The following is a 17,053-nucleotide window of genomic DNA, read 5'->3' on the forward strand; positions in this document are numbered from 1 at the left end:
AGTATGTAATAAGATGGGCCGATGGACCCAGACAAGCACCCCGGTACCCGCCCCGCCGCCTGGTACGAGGGGCTCACCGACGGCCCCGACGCTCCCTGGGCCGGGCGACCACTACCTGATCAGGACATCAGCTACCGCACCCTCAGCTACGAGGTCGACGGCCGGATCGCCCGCATCACCTTCGATCGCCCCGAGCACGGCAACGCCATCACCGCCGACACCCCGATCGAGTTGGCGCACGCCGTCGAACGCGCCGATCTGGACCCACGCGTGCACGGCATGGTGGTCTCGGGGCGCGGTAAGGGTTTCTGCGGCGGTTACGACCTGTCGATCTTCGCCGAGAACAGCGTCGATCTGGGCGTCGGCACGCACGAAACCACCGGTACGGTGCTGGACCCCGCGATGCAGGCGGCCAACCACAACCCCTGGGGCACTTGGGATCCCATGGTCGACTACGCCATGATGAGCCGGTTCAACCGCGGCTTCGCCAGTCTGCTGCACGCCAACAAACCGACGGTGGCGAAACTGCACGGCTTCGCCGTCGCGGGCGGCACCGACATCGCGCTGTACGCCGATCAGATCATCTGCGCCGACGACACCAAGATCGGCTACCCGCCCACCCGGGTGTGGGGCGTCCCGGCGGCGGGCATGTGGGCCCATCGCCTCGGCGATCAGCGCGCGAAACGGCTGCTGTTCACCGGCGACTGCCTGTCCGGTAAGCAGGCCGAGGAATGGGGACTGGCGGTCGAGGCGCCGCCCGCCGATCTGCTCGACGAGCGCACCGAAGCCCTGCTCGAGCGCATCGCCCGGATGCCGGTCAACCAGCTGATCATGGCGAAGCTGGCGCTGAACAGCGCGCTACTGGCTCAGGGTGTGCAGAACTCCGGCATGATCAGCACCGTTTTCGACGGCATCTCCCGGCACACCCGGGAGGGATACGCCTTCCAGCTGCGTGCGGCCACCGCCGGTTTTCGTGCAGCGGTGCGCGAGCGCGACGAACCGTACGGCGACTGGAAGCGCGGCCAGTTCAACCACCCGGAAAACCAGTAGCTGATTAATAACGGTAAAGGCACTATCGGATCGCAAAAGTGCCATTGAAACGCCGCCTAAAGGCCAATTCGGTGTGTTCATAGTCATTTGCCGAGTGCGCGCTGACATATCGCGAGGCACTATCGGAACTGCGCCCACCCCGGGCGCGGAAACGATCGGAGGTTTTCGATGTCTCTTCGCGACAAGTTCGACGAAGCAGCCGGTAAAGCCAAAGAAGCGACCGGCCACGCCACCGGCGACAAGGGCCTGCGCCGAGAAGGCAAGGCGGATCAGACCGAGGCCAAGGCGAAAGGCAAGTTGCACGACGTGGCCGAAGGCGCCAAGGAAGGCCTCGACGAGGTGAAGACCACCCTCGGCGGCCTGGCCGACAAGGCGAAGAACGCGGTGGACCGCAACAAGTAGGCAGGACCGGTCACCTGAGGGCGGCGAAGAGTTCTTCGCCGCCCTCAGGCTTGGCTACGGGACGGGATGGAACCCGGCGCCGACCTCGTTGCGGGCCTCCAGATCGGCGCTGATCGCCGCCATATTCGTCCCCACCTCCGGACCCAGGCAGCCGACGCCCAGGTAGGCGTTCACCATGCCCACCAGGGTCGATCCCACCATCACGGGAGCTCCGGAATCGCCTTCGAGCACACACATCTGCGTCCACGTCTCGTGGTGCGCCGCGCGGACATTCCCCCACACCACGCCGCAACTGGTGCCGGTGGTCCGCCCCTTCTTACACGCCACGGCCGGGAACTGCGCGGGCGCGCCGATCCCGGTGATCGTCGTATCCCCCATGCGCGCAACGGGATTGATCCGGCCCGGCGTGAATTCGATGAGCGCGTAGTCCAGGTCCGGGTTCGAGTAGACGAACCGGCCGACCACCCCGTAATTCGGGTTCGCCTCCGCCACCACCTTGGCTCCGGCGTCGCCGCAGTGCCCGGCGGTCAGCCCCAGCAACCGACCGTCGCGATCATGCCCGACGGTGGTCAGCGTGCACTGTGCCTGACTGTCGATGATGATGCCGGAGCCGCCACCCACCGTGGGCGGCTCGCTGCCCGCCTGCGCGGTTCCCGCGGCGGCGAAGGCGATGGCGGTGGCCGCGCAGGCCACGCCGATGGACCGGTGCCCGGCTCGTTCGTTCATCGCACTCTCGCTTCCGACGTCATCCAGAGAAACTCGTGGTTCAACAGGTGATCGAATCGCCCGCGCAGAAAGGCCACCGCGGCCCGCGAGCGCGCCATCTCCGGCAGCTCCGCCACCAGTCTGCTCGCCAGCACGCGCAATTTGGTGTTGGTTTCCTGGGACCGCTTTCGTAATACGTCGAAGGCCTGCTCCGCGGTCAAGCCGTACACCAGCATCAGCGCACCTTTGGCTTGTTCGATGACCGCTCGCGAGGCCTCCGGGTCGAGTAGCTCCCCATCCACGCCAGTCATACCTACGCACTACCCAGGCAATCCGGGTACACACCTGCGGAAACTACTTCGAACGTTCGTGCATGGTGAGCAGCAGATGATCGAACCTGGATCGGAACCCCACCGGCGCGCCACCGAGCCCGGCGATGGCGCCGACCAGCTGTTCGGCCACCTGCCGCAGCTTGGTGTTGGTCTCCTGGGAGCGCCACTGCAATACCTTGAACGCCTGCTCCGGGTGCACGCCGTAGACCAGCATCAGGATGCCCTTGGCCTGCTCGATCACCGCGCGGGCCTCGATCAGATCCGGCAAGGTCTGGTCCAGGGTGGCGCGGCTGTTCTCCTGCAAGGTTTCGGTGACATCGATGTAGTAGCCGGTGGTACCCGACACCGCGCCGTGCTCGTCGAGCAGATGGTCGCCGACGACGATCACCTCGTGGACCTCGCCGCGGGTGTCGATGATGCGGTGCCGGGAGCAGAACGCGTCACCGGTGGTGGTCACCGCGGCCAGGGTGTGCGCCACCTCGGCCCGATCATCGGGATGTTTGTGCGAGAGCAACAGCTCCGTCGTCGGGACGACGGTGCCCGGCTCGTAGCCGTGCAGAGCCGCGACTTCCTCGGACCATTCCCAGCGCTGATCGGCGAACCAGAAACGGAAACTCCCGATATTCTGCGGACGTCCGGCGATCACACGTTCGACGACGCCGGCGCTGTCTGGGTCGAGTTGCCCGATCTCGGTCACTGATCAAGTATCCGCTGTAGCGGGCCGACATACCGCATTGGGACGCTGCGCCACACGATTGTGGCTGACCCGCAATCAGGTGCGCGGGTCCCCGGTGAAGACATGGCGGGATCGTGTCACGGCGCGCGGATCGGTGCGGGCATATTCGCGATACCTGCGGTCCGCGGGTACGAAACGCGCCACTCACCGCGCCCGGCGGGTGCGCTAGCGTTTTTCGTATGCGGCTTCACGTGGGATGTGCGATGTGGCGGCACGCGGCGTGGCAGGAAGGGCAGTTGCCCGCGAGCGAGGCGTTGCGCGTCTATGCGAGTAATTGCACTGCGGTAGAGGGGAATACGACGTTCTACGCGACGCCGTCCCGGGCCACCGCGCAATCCTGGGCGGCGCAGACCGGCCCCGATTTCCGGTTTCTGATGAAGCTGCCGAAACCGATCACCCACGAACGCCGGCTCGTCGAGGTCGAGGCGCCGTTGCGGGAGTTCCTGACCGCGATGGAGCCGCTCGGGCCGCGGCTGCATGCCTGGTGGGTGCAGTTGCCCGCGTCGTTCGGACCGAACGAGCTCGGGGCGCTGGCCGGGTTCCTCCGGGCGTTGCCGTCCCGGTCGGCGGTGGAGGTCCGGCACCCCGCGTTCTTCACCGACGAGCGGGCGGCGCGTCAGCTGGAACACGTGCTGGGCCGGGTGGACGCGGAATGGGTAACCTTCGACACCACAACGCTTTTCGAGGGTTTGCCACAGAGCCCCGCCGAGCAGGAGGCGCGGGCGAAGAAGCCGCGGGTGCCGCGAAGAACCTTGGCGCTCACCGAGTTTCCCGTGGTGCGATACCACGGACGCGACGATCCGGAACGCACGATCGCGGGCTGGCAACCGTGGCTGGACACGGTGACCGGCTGGCTACGCGAGGGCCGCTCGCCCACCGTGTTCATCCACACGCCGGACAACGCGAGCTCACTGCCGCTGGCCCGCCGCTTCCACGCCGAGGTCCGGGCTCGACTACCCGAGCTGGAGCCGCTGCCCGAACCCGAACCTACCGAGCCGATGACCCTGTTCTGACGGTGTTCTAGTCGGCCATTCCAGCGGCTTGCCTGCGCGCCCGCATCTTGGCCTGGCGCGCCTCGGAGAAGTCGGCGGTCCACAGCGGCTGCAGCATGTGCCAGTCGGCGGGGTGGGCGGCGATATTCGCGGCGAATCGGTCCGCCAGCAGTTGAGTGGCCTCGTCTACGCCGCCCGACGTGTCGATCGGCGCGCCGACCGAGAAGCCCCAGCCGTCTCGGGTGAACCAGCAGTGCACCGGCAGCAGGTCCGCGCCGGTGGCGATGGCCAGCCGGGCGGGCCCGGCGGGCATGCGCATCGGCTCGCCGAAGAAGCTGACCCGCACACCGGTGCCCGTGATATCGCGTTCGCCCAGCAGACCCACCAGGTGACCCGCGCGCAGGCGGTCGGCGAGCAGGTCGAACGGCGGGGCCTCGCTACCGGTGAGTGGGATGATCTCGAACCCGAGGCCTGCGCGGAATCTGACGAAGCGCTGGTACAACGATTCCGGCCGGAGGCGTTCGGCGACGACGGTGGGTGTGCCGATACGCCGTACTACCCAGATACCGGCCAGATCCCAGTTCCCGCTGTGTGGCAGCGCCAGAATGATGCCGCGCCCATGGGCTTTGGCGGCCAGGATGTGCTCGATACCGGTGGCGGATTCCTCGATCTCCTCGGCGAGCGCCACCGGATCCATACCGGGCAGCCGGAACGCCTCCCGCCAATACCGGGCGTAGGAGCGGAGATTCGCGCGGATCAGTTCATCCGGAACGTGCTCGGGGGTGACGCCGAGGACGCGGGACAGGTTGCGCCGCAGTTGTTCCGGGCCACCACCGCGCCGCGCCGCATAGTCCGCGCCCGCGTCGAACAATCGCACCGCCCACCGCTCCGGCAGGGCGCGCACCACCCGCCAGCCCGCCGCGTACCCGAGATCCACCGCCCGCTCCTTGAGATTCACGCCTCGATTGTTCCTGGGAGAGCGTGGATCCGGGCGCAGATCGAATCGGCGGCGCGTCGCCGGTCAGTTGTCGCGGCCGCGCGGATGCACCGGTTCGTAACCGGCGAACGGCATCCTGCGCTCCCGAATGTCGTTACCTTCGAACCAGATTCGCAGCAGCGCGCGCAGCGGCGAACGGGCGCGCTGCTCGGGCGCGGACGGCACGCTGTGAAACTCCGAAGCCGAACTGAACATAGGCTGTCTCGCCTTCTCCCGGGTGCAGGAGTCAGCACCCAACCCTCGTTGTATGGGCCACCAGGGGCTGGGGCAGCTTCTTACGATTACCCGCCGACGCTCAGAATAAACGTGTTCGCGAAAGCATTCCGGCGAATGCACGAAATCGCGGCGATGATTCCACGGGACGAAAATGCCTGGGGCCGAGCCGTTTTTCGCGCAGCGCTGTACCCAGCCCGCGCCGTGCGGCGCTCGGTTCGGCGGCCGGGGCGATGCCGCCGAAGCGTCGTTCGGACGCCGTTTCCGGTGCGTCGTCGGCCGTGGCGGTGAGCAGCCGATCCGGAAGCGCCAATTTGTTGATCGTGCGCAGTGTCAGCAGATACTGCCGCGCCAATGATCCGGTGGTATACGGCAGATCGTATTCGACGCACAGCGCCCGCACCCGGGCCGCGATTTCGGCGTAACGGTTACTGGGCAGATCCGGAAACAGGTGATGCTCGATCTGATGGCACAGATTTCCGCTCATGAACGCGAGCACCGGTCCGGCCTCGAAATTCGCGGTGCCGAGCATCTGGCGCAGATACCACTCGGATTTCGACTCGTCGAGCAACGCCTCCGGCGTGAATTTTTCCGCGCCGTCCGGGAAATGACCGCAGAAGATGACTACATAAGCCCAGAGATTGCGTAGCGTATTGGCCGCGGCGTCGGCGGCGAGGGTCCGTTTCCAGCGTCGTCCGCTCAGCGCGGGGAACAGCAGATAGTCTTTGCCGGCCTGCCGGGCGATCTTGGCCAGCAGGGCTTTCGTCTGGGCCTTCTTCGCCGCCGTGTTCGTGGCGCGCTCCTGCTCGGAATACAGGTCGTGCAGTGCGATGCCCCATTCGAAAGTGGCTGCCAGGAGCCAGTTCTGCAACGGCTGCAGCAGCAGCCGGGGACGCCACGGCTGGTCCCGGGTGACGCGCATGACACCGAAGCCGATGTCGTCGTCCATGCCGAGGACGTTGGTGAACACATGGTGCCGGTAATTGTGCGAATACCGCCACTGGCTCGACAAACCCGCCATATCCCATTCCCACGTGGTGGAATGGATTTCGGGGTCGTTCATCCAATCCCATTGGCCGTGCGCGACATTGTGGCCGATTTCCATGTTCTCGATACTCTTCGCCGCCGCCAGCGCGGTCGTACCGAGAATCCAGGCGGTCCTTCCCCGGCCGCACGCGATCAACAGCCGGGCCGCGACGTCCAGCCCGCGTTGCAGGGCGATGGTGCGGCGAATATAGGCGGCGTCGGCCGCACCGCGCTGCTCGACGATATCGCGGCGAATCGCATCGAGCTTTTGGCCGAGTGTCTCGATATCCGCGTCGCCGAGATGGGCATAGGCAGCGACATCGGTGATAGCCATTTCAGTCCTCCACGGGCTGGAAGCTCAATACCACGAGGGGAAATACACGTGGCCGAGCCGATGCGCTCCACACAGCGAGGACTGGACCGGGGAGTGTGTGCACTGGCTACTACAATCCAGCGTACGCTCCCCCGGGGCAATTGTTCGCCCAGCGCGAAATCGACGCTACCGCAGGTAATTTCACCGGCTTCGCACCGCACCCGGCGGTGCGATCCCGAGCCGCGTGTAGGGTGGATTCGTCGGAAAAAAGGAGCCGTCGAATGGCGCCGAACCACCTCCGGCTGCTCTGCGGCCGCCAACATCTGCCCTCGGTGAATACCGCGCAGGTTAAATTCACACCTACCCCGCCGCAGTTCGGCGGGATAGACGGTGTGTGGTGGCCGCGGACCAGGCATCTGGGCGCCGAGTTGCCGCTCCTGCTCGAGGCGTTACGGCCGTACCTGGGCACACCGTGGCGCGTCGCCTACCATCCGCACGGCTGGGTTCTGGGTCCACCGCGGCTGCTCGACCTGGGCGAACGCGCGGTGCAACTGGTCCCACAGCGGTTCGAGCTGGGCAATATCGTGCATATCCTCGGGATCGACGGCGCCAGGATCGTGCTTCGGGTGATCCCACCCGCCACCCGGTCCCGCATCCCCTTCCGCTGAACTACTCCGCCGCGACGGGCGGCCGGAACTTTCGCACCAGCAGGAAGCCGACGGCGCACCCGATGGTCACCAGCAGGGCTGCCACCCCCGGAGCCACATCGCTGAGCAGGCCGGGGTCGGCGTACATGTCGGGCCGTCCGGCTTCCCGGAACACCCGCCCGCGCATCGCCACCACCAGTCCGGGCACGAAAAGCATCGCGATGCAGAGCATGAGGCTGCCGCTGTGCGCGGGGAACGTCGCGGTGAAGCAGTAGCCGGTGATCACCGCGAGACCGACCGCGGCAACCGCCAGGGCCGTACCGTGCGAGACCCCGCTCAACGCGGCGAGCACAGCCAGCGCGACGACGGCGGCCATACCCATCGTCGGCAGCGGCCATCGCGCACCCAGCCACAGACCGCCCGCACAGGCCGCGAACAGCGCCGGAACCAGCCACGTCGTCTGCGCGGTGAACGCGATCACGCCTCCCACGGCGCCGAGCGCCACGGACTGGGTCAGCAAGAGGCCGTCCCGGCCCGGCAGCAGAAAGGCCGCGACCGTGCCCGCCACCACCGTGGCCACCGCGACCAGGGCGATATCGAGCAGGGTGCTGCCGTGCCGGGCCAGCCACTCCGAGCCGAGCAGCGGCACCGAGGTGGTCACCAGCGCCGCCACGATCGGCCGCAACGGCAGTTCCACCGAGATGTCGGCCGGACCGCGGCGTTCGCCGCGCAGCGCGCACAGCGCTGCCAGGACGCCGGTCGGCCAGATCAGCCACATCGGCGGCGAGCCGACGACGAAACCGAAGATCGGCGAATGCCGGGCCGGGTCGCCGTACTCGGTCGCCGATACGCTCACGTCGGCCAGCGCGATGCTGGTGAGCGCGCCGAGCGTGAAGACAGCGGCGACCGGCAGCCGGGCCGATACGGCGGCGACCGCACCGCCCAGCAGGATCCCGCCGGCCAGCGAGTCGACGTAGTTCAAGGTGGTCAGCGGCGCCATCGTGGCGGAGATACTGCCCACGATGTGGTTGGCGAGCAGAATCGCCGTGCCGCTCGCCGCCGCCGACCAGGCCACCACGGCCGAGTTCGCGGTACTCACGAAGACGGCGACCATGACCGCGGCCAGACAGCCGATGGCGGTGGCGCGGGGCATGCTGTAGCCGAGCAGTTCCATCTGCAAGGTGGAGGTGCCCTCGGCCCAGGCGAGCGAGATCGGTGTGGTGAGCGCCAGGCCGCCGATCACTGCGGAAAGAAATGCCGTGACCAGCTCGAGTGCACCGGTGCGTCGCACCAGCTCACGCTAGCCGAGGCGGGTGTGAATGCCCCTCATTTGCGCACGGAAACCTCGTGCGCGAGTTAAATCCACCCGCTACTCCAGGCGCAGCGCTTGGACCGGGCAGCTGTCTACTGCGAGTTCGGTCAGCCGGCGATCCGCCTCGGTGACGGTGTCGACGAGCGGCTCGGTGATTCCGTCGTCGTCGACGCGGAAGAGCATGGGCGCCACGGCTTCACACATGCCGTGGCCCGCACAGCGTTCGCGGTCGGCCACGATCCTCACCGGCGCTCCAAACGAATCGGCAGCCCGTCCGACGGTGTCGGCCCGGTGCCCGCCACCAGCGGCACCCGGTAGTCCGGGTCCACGCTCCACCGGTACCGCAGCAGCACCTGGTGCAAAACGGCTTTCACGGTCATCCCGCCGAAGTAGAGGCCGATGCACTTGTGCGCGCCACCGCCGAACGGGGCCCACGTGAAGCGGTGCGATTTGTCCTCGCGGCGGTCGGGGGCGAAGCGCTCCGGGTCGAAAACGTGTGCGTCCGGCCAATATTCGTCGGTGTGCATCATCGCGTAGGGGCTGCACATAACCAGTGTGCCCTTGGGAAGGAAGTAATCGAGGATATTGGTGTCGGCGATGGTCTCGCGGGCTTGCTGCGCCACCGGCGCGTAGAGACGCAACACCTCACGAAAAGCCAGGTCCAACGCCGGAAGCCGATCCAGATCCGCGTAGGCAAGCGAATCTTTGCCCAGGGCAATCGATTCCGCGCGCAACCGGTCCTGCCACTCCGGGCGCCGGCCGAGTTCGTACATCAGCATGGACGCCGCGATGGTGCTGGTGTCGTGGGCGGCCATCATCACGAAGATCATGTGTTCGACGACTTCGTCATCGGTGAACGCGTCACCGTCCTCGCTGGTGGCGTGGCTGAGCACGCTGAACAGGTCGGCTCCGCCGCTTGCCCGCTTGGCGGGCAGTTCGCGCCGGAAATAGTCGGCGAGCACCCGGCGGCCGTGCAGGCCCCGGGCCCACACGCCGCCCGGAATGTTCGCCCGCACAATGGCTTTGCCGCCCGCGACCGCGTCCTCGAAGGCTCGCGCCAGCCGGGTCCCCTCCGGGCCGAGCTGGGCGCCCGCGAAGACCTCGGTGGCCTGCTCGAGCAGGAGTTGCTTGATCGCGCTGTAGGCGTGGAAGTTCCGGCTGGGCTGCCAGTCACCGATACCCTGCGCGATGCGCGGCGTGGTCAGATCCAGGTAGCCGATCAACCGGGGCCGGGTGAAGGCCTGCTGCATGATCCGGCGATGGAACAGGTGCTCGTCGAAATCGCGGAGCAGCAATCCGCCGTGGAAGAAGGGCCCGATGAGGTACTCCCAGCCGCGTTGCGCGGAGAACACCTTGTCCCGATCCAGCAGGACGGCTTCCAGCGCGGCCGGACTGCCGACCGTGACCGCGGGCCGGCCCAGGATCCCGAACCACTGGATCGGGCCGAACTGTTCGAACCGTTTGCGCGCGAAAGGGATCGGATCGGCCAGCGTGCTGAGGGTGTAGCCGATGCCGGGCGGACCGAAATTGCCCAGCACCGGCCGCAGCCCGCTGCCGGGCGGGGGCTCGGCCAGCGGACGCACCGGGGCGGGATAGCGCTCGCTCAGCCGGGCGCCGGCCAGCTGCACCTGCGCCGCGACCCTCGCTCTGGCTCGGCGCACTGCCCCGGACACGTCGTTGATCGCCGGCGGCGCGAGAAGATTCATGATCAGCACCCTTCGAGTGATGCGGGTCACTCGACCATATCGGAATCAGAGGTTTCCGTAAACGTTTGTTTCCCAACTTCTTCCATGCCAAGCTGGGCAGGGTGAGCAGAGCTTTCACCGGCACCTACCGCGGCACCTCCACCGAAGAGCGCCGCGAGGACCGGCGCCGACGGCTACTGGACGCCGCCCTGGACATCATCGGCACGCAGGGCATTTCCGCGCTCACCGTCCGCGGCCTCTGCGAACAGGCGCGCGTCGGCCCGCGGTTCTTCTACGAGGCGTTCCCGGATCTGGACACCCTCGCCGCGGAACTGCTGCGCGAGATCCAGGATTCGGCCCTGGCCCGCGCTCGCACCGCGGTCGCGAACACCACCGGCGCAGCCGCCGACCGGATCCGAGCCGGCGTGGCCGCGCTCATCACCGACCTGACCGACGACCCGCGGCGGGCGAAACTCGTCTTCGCGGCCGCTTACGGCAACGAGGCGCTGATGCGCACGCGGTTCGCGGGCATGCACCGGGTCGCCGAGGTCATCATCGAGCAGACCCGCTTGGTGCTCGACCTGCCGGCGGGCCAGGACACGGCCGTCGCCACCGTCGCCCAGCTGATCACCGGCGGCGCCGCGGAACTTGTACTGGCCTGGATCGACGGTCACCTCCCCGTCGACCAGCCGACCCTGATCAACCTGCTGGCGGACTACGCGATCGACATGATCGACCGGCTGTCCGCGGTCGGCGCGCGGCTGCCCTGAATCAGGAGCGATGCACCGGGCCGTGCGCGTCGGCGCAGTGCAGGTCCTCGGCCGGTAAGGCGACCTCGCCGGCATGGTCGACCTGCAATGTGGTGTGTTCCAAGTCGAATTCGTCGTGCAGGACGGATTCGATGACCGACCGCAGCGCGTGGCAGTCGGCGCCGTCGTCGACCAGGACGTGCGCGGACAGCGACGGCTGACCCGAGGTGATCACCCAGACGTGCAGATCGTGCACCTCCGCCACCTGCGGGATGGCCACCAGCCGAGTGCCGATGGCGTCGGGGTCGAGGTGAGCCGGGGCGGCCTCGAGGAAGATACGGCCGGATTCGCGGACCAGCCCCCAGCCCGCCTTCAGCATGAGACCGGCCACGACGAGGGCGGCGATGGCGTCGGCGCGAGGCCAGCCCGCAAGCCAGACCACCGCCCCCGCGATGGCGGTGCCGATGAACGCGTACAGATCGTTGAGGATGTGCTGGAACGCGCCCTCGACATTGAGACTGGTCCGATTGGCCTTGCTGATGCACCAGGCGGCGATGATGTTCACCACAATGCCGAACAGCGCGGTGATCAGCACCAGCGGGCCTTCGACATCGGGCGGATCGATCAATCGATGGATGCCCTCGTAGACGAACCAGACCGCGAGCAGCAGCAGTGTGATGCCGTTGGCCTGCGCGGACAGGATCTCGGCGCGTTTGTAGCCGTAGGTGTACTTGCCGCTCGCCGGGCGCTTGGCCAGCCGGATCGCGATGAGCGCGAGCACGATCGAAGCCGCGTCGGTGAGCATGTGCGCGGCATCGGTGATCAGGGCCAGGGATTGCGCGACAAGGCCGACGATCACCTCCGCGGCCATGAAGGTGGTGATCAGCGCGAGGGCGATGCCCAGCCAGCGCCGGTCCGCGTCGGCGGACACGCCGTGCTCGTGATTGTGCCCGTGATCTGCGGATTTGCTGTGATTATGAGGAGGCGACGCCGGCGCGGCGACGACTGTCGCCTCCGGCTGATCCGACCCGCAGTGATCTCCACCCATAACCCAGCGCCCTCATTTCCTGTGTCTGGCATCCGTCGGACAGCCTAGCTCAAAGTGCATGCATGCGCATGTCTGCATCTGTTATGTCCGGGACACTATCCCAGAGGTTGCCCAGTGCGCAATCGTGATCTTCTGCGGTGCACCGGGATTCACTGCTCCGACTACTATTCGGGCATTGCCTTTCGGGGCTGTCGAATGAGGTCGAAGGGGTTTCAATGGATAGGCCGGCGTGGGCGCCCGAGGGCGTGGATATGCAGCAGGCGAGCCCGGCACGGATGTACGACGCACTGCTCGGCGGCTCGCACAACTTCGAGGTCGACCGCCAAGCCGCGGCGATGGGCAAGAAGCTCGTGCCCGATCTGCCGCGCGTCGCGCTGAGCAATCGCGCGTTTCTGCGCCGGGCGGTGCGGTTCATGGCCGACGCCGGTATCAAACAGTTCCTCGACATCGGGTCCGGCATCCCGACCGCGGGCAACGTGCACGAAGTCGCGCAGAGCATCGACCCCGAGATCCGCGTGCACTACGTGGACATCGACCCGGTCGCGGTAGCGCACGCCAACGCCATCTTGCTGAGCAATGACCGCGCTACCGCCACCGAAGCCGATCTGCGCAAACCCGAGCCGTTGCTCGACGAGGTCCGCCGGAGCGGCCTCATCGATTTCGAGCAGCCGGTGGGTCTGCTGCTGGTGGCCGTGCTGCATCTGCTGGCCGATGCCGACCAGCCCGCCGACAAGGTCGCCGCGTTACGTGCCGCCGTCCCCGCGGGAAGCTTTGTCGCGATTTCGCATCTGACTTCCGAGCTTCGGCCCGAAGATGCCGCCCAACTGGGCGCGAACGCGGCGAATCAGAATCGAATCGGCATCCACTTCCGCGACCGGGCGGGTATCGAGACTATGTTCGACGGGTGGGACCTGGTCGAACCCGGAGTTGTCGAGCTGCCGGCCTGGCGGCCGGAATCCGAGCGCGATCAGCACGAAGCGCCGGGCCGGTCGCTGGGCCTGGCGGGCGTCGGCCGGAAGATCTGAAAACTGCTCTAGGAGCAGGGGGACGGTGAGTGGGTTGGGTGAGCTGGCGGTGCGCTGGGCCGACGCGCTCGACGGCGTAGTCGCCCCGACCCTCACCCGCACGCAGATCGAGACGCTGCTCGGTGATCTGGCCGAGGTGCTGCTCGCCGTCCTGCGCGAGCAGGCCGCCGCACAGGTCGCCTACGACGCGGCCGCCGTACTGGTGGCCGCCAACTACCGGGATCCGGCGGCGGTCAGCCGGTCCATCAGCTTGATCTGCCGCGACATGGTCGAGGAGGTCTGCCCGAGTCGCGGCGGTCCCGAGTACGAGCGAGTCCGCGATCGCGCCGTCACCGTCGCGGCCGAATTCGCCGCGGGCTTCACCGCCGCGCTCCGCAGTGCCGCACTCGGCGAACAGGAGACCACGCTGGCGGCGGCGCTGGCCGCGGCGCAGGAGGCCGAGGCGCGCAGGCAGCTCTCGGAGGCGAGGTTTCAGGCCGTGTTCGAGGGCGCCTCGGTCGGCATCGGCACGCTCGACACCACGGGCCAAGTGCTCGACGTGAACCGGGCTTTCGCCGAAATGCTCGGCCTACCAGCCGAACTCATGCCGGGGCGTTCGGTGGCGGAACTACTCGGCCCGGACAATATCGGTTATGCCTTCGAGCAGATGCAGCTGATGTTGGCCGGGCGGATCGACAGGTTCCGGTTGGAAACCGAACACGTGCGCCCCGACGGGGGTTTCGCCTATATCGACTTATCGATGTCGGCGGTGCGCGACACCAGCGGCCGGATCCGGTTCCTCATCGGGGTGGCCGTCGATGTCACCGAGCGTAAGCAGCTGGCGAATCAGCTCTGGCACGACGCCAACCACGACAACCTCACCGGCTTGCCGAACCGGGTGCTGTTCTTCGATCGGCTCGCGCACGCGACCGCGCCGCTGGGGGTCTGCTACCTGGACCTGGATGGGTTCAAGGAGATCAACGATCACTGGGGCCATACCGTGGGCGACCGGGTATTGCGCGATGTGGCGCACCGGCTCCGCGCGGCCGTCGAGCCGGCCGGGGGGCTCGCGGCCCGGATCGGCGGTGACGAGTTCATTGTGCTGGTGGACAGATGCGAAGGCGAGCATCAGCTTTCGGCGATCTCCCGCCGTATCCGGGTGGCGCTGGCGGCCCCGATCGAGGTGGCCGGACAGCCCGTGACGGTGGGCGCCAGCATCGGCACGGTGTTCGCGGAGGAGAAGCCCCGCGATATCGACGCGCTGATGCACACCGTCGACACGGCCATGTACCGCGACAAGTCCGCGGGGGGCGGGTCGCAGGCGCGGCACCGTTAATCCACTTCCGCGAACCGGAAGTCGCTGGTGCCCGCGGTGGCGACGACCGCGGTGTGCTCGCTGATCAGCCATTGCCCGCAGACGCACCGCAGGTAGCGGGTCGAACCGTGCGCCGAGACGAGGGTGGGCGAGGGCCATTGGCAGGTGGGGCAGCTGGTGTCCATGCGCTCAGCCTGATGTAATGGGTCAGTGCATTTCAACCCTTACGGTGGCGCGGCGGCCGAGCTGGCCGCCCAGCTGGTGAATTCGACACCGGAAACCGACCTGCAGAAGCTGCTCGACGATGCGGACTACAAGCCGCTGGGCTCGCTGGACCAAAGACAGGCCCGGGAATTGCACCGGTGGATTCACCGGCTCGACGCGGTGTTCACCGCACCCTCGGTGGCGTTGCTGAACGAGTTGCTGGCCGAGACCACCAGCGAGCCCTACATCTCCACGCACGACGGGCGGCCGCCGCATCTGCACTTCTCGCGGATGGACCTGCCGACGGTGGAACGCGTCAAGGCCTACACCGCGATGGGTCTCGCGGAGCTGTTCTGCGCGGCGCCGGAACGGATCGGGCGCTGCGCGCGGGAGGGGTGCGAACTGGTGTTCGTGGACAGCTCACGCAATGGGCGGCGCCGGTTCTGTACCACCCGGTGCTCCAACCGAGTTCATGTGGCGGAGCACCGGCGCGCGCGTTCGGCGTGACTCAGCTCGCGCTGCGCTGACCGGGTTTGCGGAAGCCGGGTAGCTGGTCGGCGACGATCCAGCGGCCGTAGGTCTTGGCTCCGGTGTCGTCGTCGCGACTGATCGGGCTGACCCAGGTGGGCCTGGGCATGGCGGCTGCCCGCTGGCCGCGGCCGATCAACGGAACCTGTTGCGCCACAAGGTAATAATCGCCCTCGCCCTTGGGTTCGGGCAGATATTCGCACAGCTGCTCGGCCGCGTCACCGAGATGCGCGGCGGCGACCACACCGCTCCACGGCCGGGAATCCTCGTCGCGCACGACGACCGCCGAGACGGTCCACATGCGATTGCCGGTGGGGTGCTGCTGAGGATCGGCGGTGTCTCCCGCGTCCGAGTACGTGTTGTCGATCATCTTGCACCTCCGGTTGCTGCCCGGGGGAGGCGAGGCCTCCCGGTCTAACGTTCCTGCGCTCTGGGCCAATTCAGCAATTCATAGGAGAACTGACCTGCAAATGCAGTGTATCGCTCTCCCAGCTGATCTCGGTGTTGTTTCCCGTGGTGAAACACGTTCTGGTACAGCCTGATTCATGTGAACCCGGGTTACGTTCCGGCGGTCGCGTCAGTCCGGTGCCCGCAGCGGATCGGTCAGCAGATCGGTGAAAGCCAGTTCGGCGGCTCCGAGCAGCGTGGCGTCGGCGCCCAGCGCCGAGGTACGCAGGCGGACCCGCTCCCGGACGGCGAGCAGGCCGTCGACCGCGAGCCGGCTGCGGACCTGCGCCGCGGCGGCCAAGTAGATTTCGCGCAGCACGCCGCCGAAGACGACCACCGAGGGATTGAAGATATTGACCAGGTTGGCGACGCCGTAGCCGAGCCAATCGCCGACTTGATGCAGGGCGTCCCGGCAGCGGGCGTCACCGCGCGCGGCGGCCTCGACGATCGCTCCGACCACCGCCCGGCCCGGCGGGTCGGTGCGACCGGCGACCGCGATCAGCGCCAGCTCACCGGCCTCGGCCTCCAGACAACCACGCGAGCCACAGGCGCAAGGTCGCCCGCCCGGGTTCACGATCATGTGACCGACTTCGCCGCCGTAGCCGCCTTCGCCGCCGATCAGGTTGCCGCCCAGAATGATTCCGCCACCGACGCCGACATCACCGTGCAGGTAGATCAGGTTTTCGACATCGACGCAGACGCCGCGCTCACGCTCGGCCAGCGCGCCGAGGTTGGCGTTGTTGCCGACCGCGACCTTCAGGCCCAGCTCCTCGGACAGACGGGCGCCGATCGGGACGTCGACCCAGCCGAGGTTCGGACCGTAGCGCACGACGCCGTCGGATTCGCGGACCATGCCGCAGAACGCGACACCCACTCCGGCACAGCGCGTACCCGGGCCCGCGCTCTCGATCATGCCGCGCGCCATCGCCGCCAGGGCGGTGATGACCTCGTCCGGGTCGAAAGTCCCGCTGGTGCGCGGAGTTTCGCTACGCGCCAGCACCGCACCGCCCAGGCCGACCCGGCCCACGGCGAGCCGGTCGGTGCCGACGTCGAGCGCGACCACGTAAACCTGTTCGGAGGGACGGACGACGAGCGATGGCCGTCCCGCCTTACCCGTCTGACCGGGGAGTTCCTCGCTCACCAGGCCCGCGGCGGCCAGGTCCGCGGTGAGCGCCAGGATGGTGCTGCGGTTCAATCCCATGCGCTCGGCGAGGACCGCCCGTGACATCGGTCCGCCGCGGTGGATGTGCCGCAGCAGGACCGCGAGATTGCGTCGCCGGATCTCCTCGGGCGAAGGGGCCGCTCGCATACTGATCGTCCCCTCTCCCCGGGTGCTTCGGTGGCCTTT

21 protein-coding genes are annotated in these 17,053 nt (G+C 67.6%); 8 read left to right on the forward strand and 13 right to left on the reverse strand.

Features of this window, described 5'->3' with window-relative positions; translation table 11 throughout:
- The first annotated feature begins 21 nt into the window (after window positions 1-21).
- Together BJ987_RS36260 and BJ987_RS36265 are read left to right on the forward strand one after the other, a co-directional pair.
- A complete protein-coding gene (locus tag BJ987_RS36260) occupies window positions 22-1,050 on the forward strand; it encodes a crotonase/enoyl-CoA hydratase family protein (protein ID WP_209897528.1) in 1,029 nt (342 codons plus the stop codon).
- Between the two features lie 168 nt (window positions 1,051-1,218).
- Complete coding sequence (locus tag BJ987_RS36265; RefSeq protein ID WP_209897529.1) at window positions 1,219-1,452, forward strand: CsbD family protein; 234 nt, start codon at window positions 1,219-1,221, stop codon at window positions 1,450-1,452.
- Window positions 1,453-1,506: 54 nt separating this feature from the next.
- Here BJ987_RS36265 and BJ987_RS36270 read toward each other — a convergent pair whose 3' ends face one another.
- From BJ987_RS36270 to BJ987_RS36280, 3 genes are read right to left on the reverse strand one after another with little or no spacing between them, the layout of a single operon-like run.
- Entirely contained in the window at window positions 1,507-2,178 is a 672-nt protein-coding gene (locus BJ987_RS36270; RefSeq protein ID WP_209897530.1) for a S1 family peptidase, read from the reverse strand.
- The gene (locus BJ987_RS36275) at window positions 2,175-2,468 is read right to left on the reverse strand and encodes an ANTAR domain-containing protein (RefSeq protein ID WP_443677971.1); all 294 of its coding nucleotides are present in this window, start codon (window positions 2,466-2,468) and stop codon (window positions 2,175-2,177) included. Before BJ987_RS36275 ends, BJ987_RS36270 begins: the two co-directional genes overlap by 4 nt.
- A 43-nt stretch (window positions 2,469-2,511) precedes the next feature.
- A complete protein-coding gene (locus tag BJ987_RS36280) occupies window positions 2,512-3,177 on the reverse strand; it encodes a PAS and ANTAR domain-containing protein (protein WP_443677982.1) in 666 nt (221 codons plus the stop codon).
- Window positions 3,178-3,404: 227 nt separating this feature from the next.
- On the opposite strand from BJ987_RS36280, the gene BJ987_RS36285 reads away from it, so the two are divergent.
- Window positions 3,405-4,238: a DUF72 domain-containing protein gene (locus BJ987_RS36285; protein WP_209897532.1), complete on the forward strand. Its 834-nt coding sequence runs from the start codon at window positions 3,405-3,407 to the stop codon at window positions 4,236-4,238.
- A 7-nt stretch (window positions 4,239-4,245) separates the two neighbouring features.
- Here the strand turns inward: BJ987_RS36285 and BJ987_RS36290 are convergent, their stop codons facing one another.
- From BJ987_RS36290 to BJ987_RS36300, 3 genes are all read right to left on the reverse strand, one after another.
- Complete coding sequence (locus BJ987_RS36290; RefSeq protein ID WP_209897533.1) at window positions 4,246-5,175, reverse strand: phosphatidylinositol mannoside acyltransferase; 930 nt, start codon at window positions 5,173-5,175, stop codon at window positions 4,246-4,248.
- Window positions 5,176-5,238: 63 nt separating this feature from the next.
- A complete protein-coding gene (locus BJ987_RS36295; protein ID WP_209897534.1) occupies window positions 5,239-5,409 on the reverse strand; it encodes a hypothetical protein in 171 nt (56 codons plus the stop codon).
- A gap of 100 nt (window positions 5,410-5,509) precedes the next feature.
- Window positions 5,510-6,787, reverse strand: a complete 1,278-nt coding sequence (locus BJ987_RS36300; RefSeq protein ID WP_209897535.1) for a fatty acid desaturase family protein — start codon at window positions 6,785-6,787, stop codon at window positions 5,510-5,512.
- A 260-nt stretch (window positions 6,788-7,047) separates the two neighbouring features.
- Here BJ987_RS36300 and BJ987_RS36305 point away from each other — a divergent pair, with 260 nt between their 5' ends.
- Window positions 7,048-7,434, forward strand: coding sequence for a DUF5994 family protein (locus tag BJ987_RS36305; protein WP_209897536.1), 387 nt, complete (start codon window positions 7,048-7,050; stop codon window positions 7,432-7,434).
- A gap of 1 nt (window position 7,435) precedes the next feature.
- On the opposite strand, the gene BJ987_RS36310 is transcribed toward BJ987_RS36305, so the two are convergent.
- The 3 genes from BJ987_RS36310 to BJ987_RS36320 all read right to left on the reverse strand — a co-directional run bounded on the left by BJ987_RS36310 (window position 7,436) and on the right by BJ987_RS36320 (window position 10,431).
- A complete protein-coding gene (locus tag BJ987_RS36310; RefSeq protein ID WP_209897537.1) occupies window positions 7,436-8,704 on the reverse strand; it encodes a hypothetical protein in 1,269 nt (422 codons plus the stop codon).
- Between the two features lie 78 nt (window positions 8,705-8,782).
- Window positions 8,783-8,971 carry a ferredoxin gene (locus BJ987_RS36315; protein WP_209897538.1) on the reverse strand — a complete coding sequence of 63 codons (189 nt, stop codon included), beginning with the start codon at window positions 8,969-8,971 and terminating at the stop codon, window positions 8,783-8,785.
- Window positions 8,968-10,431 carry a cytochrome P450 gene (locus BJ987_RS36320; RefSeq protein WP_209897539.1) on the reverse strand — a complete coding sequence of 488 codons (1,464 nt, stop codon included), beginning with the start codon at window positions 10,429-10,431 and terminating at the stop codon, window positions 8,968-8,970. The genes BJ987_RS36315 and BJ987_RS36320 overlap by 4 nt, the downstream gene beginning before the upstream one ends.
- Window positions 10,432-10,532: 101 nt before the next feature.
- Between BJ987_RS36320 and BJ987_RS36325 the strand changes: the two genes are divergently transcribed.
- Complete coding sequence (locus BJ987_RS36325; RefSeq protein WP_209897540.1) at window positions 10,533-11,180, forward strand: TetR/AcrR family transcriptional regulator; 648 nt, start codon at window positions 10,533-10,535, stop codon at window positions 11,178-11,180.
- A gap of 1 nt (window position 11,181) precedes the next feature.
- Here the strand turns inward: BJ987_RS36325 and BJ987_RS36330 are convergent, their stop codons facing one another.
- A complete protein-coding gene (locus BJ987_RS36330; protein ID WP_209897541.1) occupies window positions 11,182-12,207 on the reverse strand; it encodes a cation diffusion facilitator family transporter in 1,026 nt (341 codons plus the stop codon).
- A gap of 215 nt (window positions 12,208-12,422) precedes the next feature.
- Here BJ987_RS36330 and BJ987_RS36335 point away from each other — a divergent pair, with 215 nt between their 5' ends.
- Window positions 12,423-13,232, forward strand: a complete 810-nt coding sequence (locus BJ987_RS36335) for an SAM-dependent methyltransferase (RefSeq protein WP_209897542.1) — start codon at window positions 12,423-12,425, stop codon at window positions 13,230-13,232.
- Window positions 13,233-13,257: 25 nt separating this feature from the next.
- Entirely contained in the window at window positions 13,258-14,547 is a 1,290-nt protein-coding gene (locus BJ987_RS36340; protein ID WP_307869863.1) for a diguanylate cyclase domain-containing protein, read from the forward strand.
- Here the strand turns inward: BJ987_RS36340 and BJ987_RS36345 are convergent.
- Window positions 14,544-14,711 carry a hypothetical protein gene (locus BJ987_RS36345; protein WP_209897543.1) on the reverse strand — a complete coding sequence of 56 codons (168 nt, stop codon included), beginning with the start codon at window positions 14,709-14,711 and terminating at the stop codon, window positions 14,544-14,546. The two genes, BJ987_RS36340 and BJ987_RS36345, sit on opposite strands and share 4 nt — an antisense overlap.
- 25 nt (window positions 14,712-14,736) lie before the next feature.
- Between BJ987_RS36345 and BJ987_RS36350 the strand changes: the two genes are divergently transcribed.
- A complete protein-coding gene (locus tag BJ987_RS36350) occupies window positions 14,737-15,237 on the forward strand; it encodes a CGNR zinc finger domain-containing protein (RefSeq protein WP_209897544.1) in 501 nt (166 codons plus the stop codon).
- Window position 15,238: 1 nt separating this feature from the next.
- Here BJ987_RS36350 and BJ987_RS36355 read toward each other — a convergent pair whose 3' ends face one another.
- Complete coding sequence (locus BJ987_RS36355; protein WP_209897545.1) at window positions 15,239-15,628, reverse strand: hypothetical protein; 390 nt, start codon at window positions 15,626-15,628, stop codon at window positions 15,239-15,241.
- Window positions 15,629-15,835: 207 nt separating this feature from the next.
- On the reverse strand, window positions 15,836-17,014 hold the full coding sequence (locus BJ987_RS36360; protein WP_245366295.1) for an ROK family protein: 1,179 nt from the start codon (window positions 17,012-17,014) through the stop codon (window positions 15,836-15,838).
- Window positions 17,015-17,053: the final 39 nt, after the last annotated feature.

Origin of the sequence: Nocardia goodfellowii (genome assembly GCF_017875645.1) — a bacterium.
GTDB classification, from domain to species: Bacteria; Actinomycetota; Actinomycetes; order Mycobacteriales; family Mycobacteriaceae; genus Nocardia; species Nocardia goodfellowii.

Bases quoted from the DNA above. Each gene is read 5' to 3' on its own strand.
- BJ987_RS36260 (WP_209897528.1), top strand. From the start codon at position 22: ATGGACCCAGACAAGCACCCCGGTACCCGCCCCGCCGCCTGGTACGAG.
- BJ987_RS36265 (WP_209897529.1), top strand. From the start codon at position 1,219: ATGTCTCTTCGCGACAAGTTCGACGAAGCAGCCGGTAAAGCCAAAGAA.
- BJ987_RS36270 (WP_209897530.1), bottom strand. From the start codon at position 2,178: ATGAACGAACGAGCCGGGCACCGGTCCATCGGCGTGGCCTGCGCGGCC.
- BJ987_RS36275 (WP_443677971.1), bottom strand. From the start codon at position 2,468: ATGACTGGCGTGGATGGGGAGCTACTCGACCCGGAGGCCTCGCGAGCG.
- BJ987_RS36285 (WP_209897532.1), top strand. From the start codon at position 3,405: ATGCGGCTTCACGTGGGATGTGCGATGTGGCGGCACGCGGCGTGGCAG.
- BJ987_RS36295 (WP_209897534.1), bottom strand. From the start codon at position 5,409: ATGTTCAGTTCGGCTTCGGAGTTTCACAGCGTGCCGTCCGCGCCCGAG.
- BJ987_RS36300 (WP_209897535.1), bottom strand. From the start codon at position 6,787: ATGGCTATCACCGATGTCGCTGCCTATGCCCATCTCGGCGACGCGGAT.
- BJ987_RS36305 (WP_209897536.1), top strand. From the start codon at position 7,048: ATGGCGCCGAACCACCTCCGGCTGCTCTGCGGCCGCCAACATCTGCCC.
- BJ987_RS36320 (WP_209897539.1), bottom strand. From the start codon at position 10,431: ATGAATCTTCTCGCGCCGCCGGCGATCAACGACGTGTCCGGGGCAGTG.
- BJ987_RS36330 (WP_209897541.1), bottom strand. From the start codon at position 12,207: ATGGGTGGAGATCACTGCGGGTCGGATCAGCCGGAGGCGACAGTCGTC.
- BJ987_RS36335 (WP_209897542.1), top strand. From the start codon at position 12,423: ATGGATAGGCCGGCGTGGGCGCCCGAGGGCGTGGATATGCAGCAGGCG.
- BJ987_RS36345 (WP_209897543.1), bottom strand. From the start codon at position 14,711: ATGGACACCAGCTGCCCCACCTGCCAATGGCCCTCGCCCACCCTCGTC.
- BJ987_RS36355 (WP_209897545.1), bottom strand. From the start codon at position 15,628: ATGATCGACAACACGTACTCGGACGCGGGAGACACCGCCGATCCTCAG.
- BJ987_RS36360 (WP_245366295.1), bottom strand. From the start codon at position 17,014: ATGCGAGCGGCCCCTTCGCCCGAGGAGATCCGGCGACGCAATCTCGCG.